Source organism: Sphingomonas sp. (genome assembly GCF_025353885.1).
In the GTDB taxonomy this organism is placed as follows: domain Bacteria; phylum Pseudomonadota; class Alphaproteobacteria; order Sphingomonadales; family Sphingomonadaceae; genus Sphingomonas_O.
This window is the reverse complement of sequence record NZ_JANXNX010000088.1, coordinates 1-4,849: the sequence shown is the minus strand read 5'-3', so window position 1 is coordinate 4,849 and position 4,849 is coordinate 1. Positions and strand designations below refer to the sequence as shown.

General features: G+C 62.7%; 4 protein-coding genes and 1 pseudogene. 4 read left to right on the top strand and 1 reads right to left on the bottom strand.

The genetic code is table 11. The annotated features are described in order from the left end of the window. Positions 1-87: 87 nt before the first annotated feature. Entirely contained in the window at positions 88-759 is a 672-nt protein-coding gene (locus Q0R02_RS09895) for an HAD family phosphatase (RefSeq protein ID WP_293882978.1), read from the bottom strand. Between the two features lie 62 nt (positions 760-821). Between Q0R02_RS09895 and Q0R02_RS09890 the strand changes: the two genes are divergently transcribed. From Q0R02_RS09890 to Q0R02_RS09875, 4 genes and pseudogenes are all read left to right on the top strand, one after another. After that, positions 822-1,934, top strand: coding sequence for an MlaE family lipid ABC transporter permease subunit (locus tag Q0R02_RS09890; RefSeq protein ID WP_293882976.1), 1,113 nt, complete (start codon positions 822-824; stop codon positions 1,932-1,934). Then, positions 1,931-2,775: pseudogene (locus Q0R02_RS09885) on the top strand (ABC transporter ATP-binding protein). Before Q0R02_RS09890 ends, Q0R02_RS09885 begins: the two are co-directional and overlap by 4 nt. Continuing rightward, entirely contained in the window at positions 2,775-3,728 is a 954-nt protein-coding gene (locus Q0R02_RS09880) for an MlaD family protein (RefSeq protein WP_293882973.1), read from the top strand. Before Q0R02_RS09885 ends, Q0R02_RS09880 begins: the two are co-directional and overlap by 1 nt. Next, positions 3,725-4,339, top strand: a complete 615-nt coding sequence (locus tag Q0R02_RS09875; protein WP_293882970.1) for an ABC-type transport auxiliary lipoprotein family protein — start codon at positions 3,725-3,727, stop codon at positions 4,337-4,339. The genes Q0R02_RS09880 and Q0R02_RS09875 overlap by 4 nt, the downstream gene beginning before the upstream one ends. Positions 4,340-4,849 lie beyond the last annotated feature (510 nt).

The following is a 4,849-nucleotide window of genomic DNA, read 5'->3' as shown; positions in this document are numbered from 1 at the left end:
CATCCGTATAGGCCCCGGCCTGCGCCGGGGTGACGGTGCTGAAATCCTATTCGGAACGAGAAAATTTAGGGAGTGTTTTCCCACCAATCAACTCCAGTCGACGATGTTCCATTTCATGTTCCGCGCCAGTTTCTGCAAGGGGCCGTGCGCGTTGACGGCGAAGGCTTCGTCGGCGAAGGCCAGCACCGGCGCATCGGAAACATGGTCGGAATAAAAGCGGATCACGGCGCCCTCGCGCGCGACCCCCATCGTTTTCATCCACGCGGTGACCATGCGTAATTTTGCCGGGCCATAGCAATTTTCTCCGTCGATCCGCGCCATGATGCGGGTGTCGAGGCCGACCAGCGTGTTGGTGGCGATCACGTCCTCGAACCCCATGCGACGCCCGATGGCCTCGGCATACAGACGGTATGATGCGGTGGCGAGGACGAGGTGATAGCCCGCCGCCCTGTCCGCCGCGATCTGCGCCAGGGCACCGGGCCGGATATTGCCGCGCGCGGTCTTTTCGGCGAAACTGTCGACCACGCCTGCCAGCGCTTTTGCATCGATGGCGCGGCCCAGCAGGAGGTTCTGCATGGTTTCCTTCAGCGTGGCGCGGTCGATGGCCCTCACTACGTAAAGCAGCATCGCCACCAGCACGACGGGGGCAAGGAGCAAACGCACCGGGTTGAGCGTTAAGGCCGCGTGAACAAGGAACGGGGTAAAGGTCGGACGCACGGTGATCGTCCGGTCCATGTCATAGATTGCGAGGCGTTTCATCGCGTCCATCTAACCTCTCGACGCCTTGCCGTCGCGAGCATAATGTTTCATGTCCGCCCCTGATGGGTACGGCGAGCGACTTCTCAGAACAGACACTGGATGGCAGGCAGGCGCTTGTGTTCTCGGGCGACCTCACGCTGGCGCGCCTGGGCGACCTGCCCCAGCGGCTGGCGGAGCGCGCCGGCGGCGATGTCGGTGTCATCGATGTGGCCGGGGTCGGACGGATGGACACGGTCGGCGCGCTGATCCTGCTGAAGATAGCCGAAGACACCGGCGCGCAAGTGACGGGCGCCGAGGGGCAGACCGCGCAAGTCCTGAAACAGGTCGGCGATGCCCACCAGCCGGTCAAGATGCGACCCGACAAGGTCAATTCTTTCGAGCGTGTGCTGGGCGAGATCGGCGCGGCGACCAAGACAGCGGGCGGCACACTGGTCGGCCTGCTGGGATTTTTCGGCGGGGTCTGCGTTTCGTTCGTCCACACCATCGTCCATCCGTCGAGGTTCCGGCTGCACGCTGTCGTCCAGCGGTTCGAGGTGGTCGGCGTTTCGGCACTGGCGATCATCGGCCTGATGAGCTTTCTGATCGGCATCGTCATCGCGCAACAGGGTTCGGTCCAATTGGCGCAATTCGGCGCGCAAATCTACACGATCAACCTGATCGGGCGGCTGACGATGCGCGAATTGGGCGTGTTGATGACCGCGATCATGGTGGCCGGGCGGTCGGGATCGGCGTTCGCCGCACAGCTGGGCACGATGAAGCTGACCGAGGAAATCGACGCGATGCGGACGATCGGCGTGTCCCCGACCGAGGCGCTGGTGTTGCCACGCGTCTATGCGGGCGTGCTGATGATGCCGCTGTTGGGTTTTTATGCGTCGATCCTGTCGATCCTGGGCGGTGGCCTGTTCTGCTGGATCTCGCTCGGGATTCCGCCGGTCACCTATATTCAGCGGATTCGTGAAGTCGTGCCGATGACCGATGTCTATATCGGGTTAATCAAGGCCCCCGTCTTCGGGCTGATCATCGCGCTGTCGGGGTGTTTCCAGGGTATGCAGGTCAAGGGCAATGCCGAGGAAGTGGGCACCCGCACGACCGCCGCCGTCGTCCAGGCGATTTTCCTGGTGATCGTGCTCGATGCGATTTTCGCGGTGTTCTTTACGCAGATCGGGTGGGCATGATGGCCGACAACGATGAAGTGCAGGACGTGGCGGACACGAGCACGGACGCAGGGGGCGAAATCGCCATCCGGGTGCGCGGGCTGGTCAACAGTTTCGGCGAGGACCGCGTTCATGACGGGGTCGACCTGGACGTGCGGCGGGGCGAGATCCTCGGCGTGGTGGGCGGATCGGGCACCGGAAAATCGGTGCTCATGCGCTCGATCATCGGGCTGCAGATCCCCGATGCGGGCGACATCGAAGTGCTGGCGTGCCGATCGACGGCGCCGGCGAGCTGGACAGTCCGTCGCTGAGCAAGCGGTGGGGCATATTGTTCCAGGGCGGCGCGCTGTTCTCAACCCTGACGGTGGCGGAGAACGTGCAGGTGCCGTTGCGCGAATTCTATCCCGGGCTCAGCAAGCCGCTGCTCGACGAGATCGCGTCGTACAAGGTCGTGACATCGGGCTTGCCGCCCGAGGCCGGGCCGAAATATCCGTCCGAACTGTCCGGCGGGATGCGTAAGCGGGCCGGGCTGGCGCGGGCGCTGGCGCTCGATCCCGACCTGCTGTTTCTCGACGAACCGACCGCCGGGCTCGACCCGATCGGGGCGGCGGCGTTCGATGAGCTGACACTGGCGCTGAAGAAGACTCTGGGGCTGACGGTGTTCCTGATCACGCACGATCTGGACACGCTCTATGCCATTTGCGACCGGGTGGCGGTGCTGGCCGATAAAAAGGTCATCGCGATCGGCACGATCGACGAATTGCTGGCGACCGATCATCCGTGGATCCAGGAATATTTCAATGGCCCGCGTGGCCGCGCCGCGACCGCTGCAAAAGCCGCGCATGAGAAAGAGGCAGTCTGATGGAAACCCGCTCCAACAATGTGCTCGTCGGTGGCGTCGTGCTGGGCCTGCTGGTCGCGCTGGCGGCCTTTCTGGTCTGGCTGTCCGGCCTGTCGGGCGGGCACATGAAGGAATATGACATCTTTTTCAAACAGTCGGTCGAGGGACTGGCCAAGGGGTCGAGCGTGACCTTTTCAGGCGTGCCGTCGGGCCAGATCACCGAAATCGAATTGTGGAAGCAGAACCCCGAATTCAAGCGCGTCCGCATCCAGCTGAAGGATGAGACGCCGGTGCTGCAGGGGACGGCAGCGACGATCCTCGGCAGCTTTACCGGGCCGTCGTCGGTCGTGCTAGACGGCGCGGTAAAGGGTGCGCCCGCGATCACCGATGCCGGACCAATGGGCAAGCCGGTGATCCCGACCAAACAGGGAGGTCTTGGCGCGCTGCTGAATTCGGCACCGCAACTGCTTGAACGGATTTCGACGCTGACCGAACGGCTGACCGAATTGTTGGGCGACAAGAACCAGCGGTCGATCGTGGGCATTCTCGGCAATATTGACCGGCTGTCGGGATCGCTGGCCGATCGCGGGCCAGAGATTGCGGCGACACTGGCGCAGGCGCGCGTCGCGGTGAAGCAGGCGGGCGACGCGGTTGAAAAGATCGGAAACTTGGCCGACGCCACCAACGGGACGCTGAACGGCGAGGGCAAGCCGCTGATCGCCGACCTGCGCAAGACGGTGCAGGCGGCGCAGGTCAGCATGGAATCGCTGAACGGCGCGGTCAACGACGCGCGACCCGGCATCCAGGCCTTTTCGAAACAAACCTTGCCCGAGGTTGGCCAGCTGGTCCGCGACCTGCGCGTGATGTCAGAAAGCCTGTCCGCCGTCGCGGCAAAGATCGATCAGGGCGGTGCGGGAAGCATCGTCGGCGGGGGCAAGCTGCCCGACTATAACGGCCGTGGAGGCAAACAATGAAGACGTCCAGAACCGTGATTGGCAGAATCGCGATCGCCAAAGTCGCGGTCGGTTGTGCGGCCGCGCTGTCGCTGTCGGGCTGCATCAGCTTTGGTCCCAAGCCGCCCAAGACGCTGCTGACCCTGGTCGCCGCCAGCACGGTCAGCGCGAATACCGCGCGCCGGGCGGGTCCGGGCCAGACGGTGACGATCCTGTATCCTACCGCCCCCGCCGCGATCAGCGTGCCGCGCGTGCCCGTCTATGACCGCGACGGGACGATCACCTATGTCAAAGGCATCGCGTGGAACGACACGCCGTCGCACCTGTTCCAGAACCTGATGTCCGAGGTCGTGGCGTCAAAGACCGGCAAGGTCGTGGTCGATGTCCGCCAATACACGCTAGACCCCGGATCGCGTGTGTCGGGCCAGTTGTTGAAATTCGGCGTCGACGCGCAGGCGATGCAGGCGGTCGTCGTTTATGACGCAATCCTGATGCGCAGCGGCGCAACCGGGATCGAGACCCGCCGCTTTGAAGCACGAGTGCCGGTCACCGCCGTCGATGCCACCGTCGGCACCGCACTGAACAGCGCGGCCAACGACGTCGCGACGCAGGTTGCGGGGTGGGTTGGGTGAGCTTGGGCTTGGCCGCCGTCGCTTGCGTATAAAAGTTTGGCGCTATTTTTGAAAAGTCATTGAGGCTAAATCGACCTGAGTTCGAGTAGTTGTGTCTTATATTGGGGGAAAGGCGACGTTAGCTAGCGGCAAACCACGGTCCGAAAGTTACCGTCGCTCCAGTCGACTTTGACCTGACGACAAACCCCAAAAATCACGTTGTCGTACACTTTATCAAGGCGGCAGGGTTTGTCGGACACTTATGGCCGGAACCGGCCCTATATGGGTGTTTGTCAGGGTTTCTTCCGAGGAGAAGTGGCGACAAACATGTGTTTGGCGTCAGGCATCAGCAGCACGTTCATTAACTTCCATCGAGCTATACGGAAATGCCGATTTGCAGAGGGCCAGAATGACGCGACATCCAACTATTCGTTTGATCGGCGGAATGGCCATATCGTCGCTGTGGCTAACGGGGTCCCACCTTGCGCTAGCCCAAACACGAACGTCTGCCCCGTTACAAGTCGTGGCAAA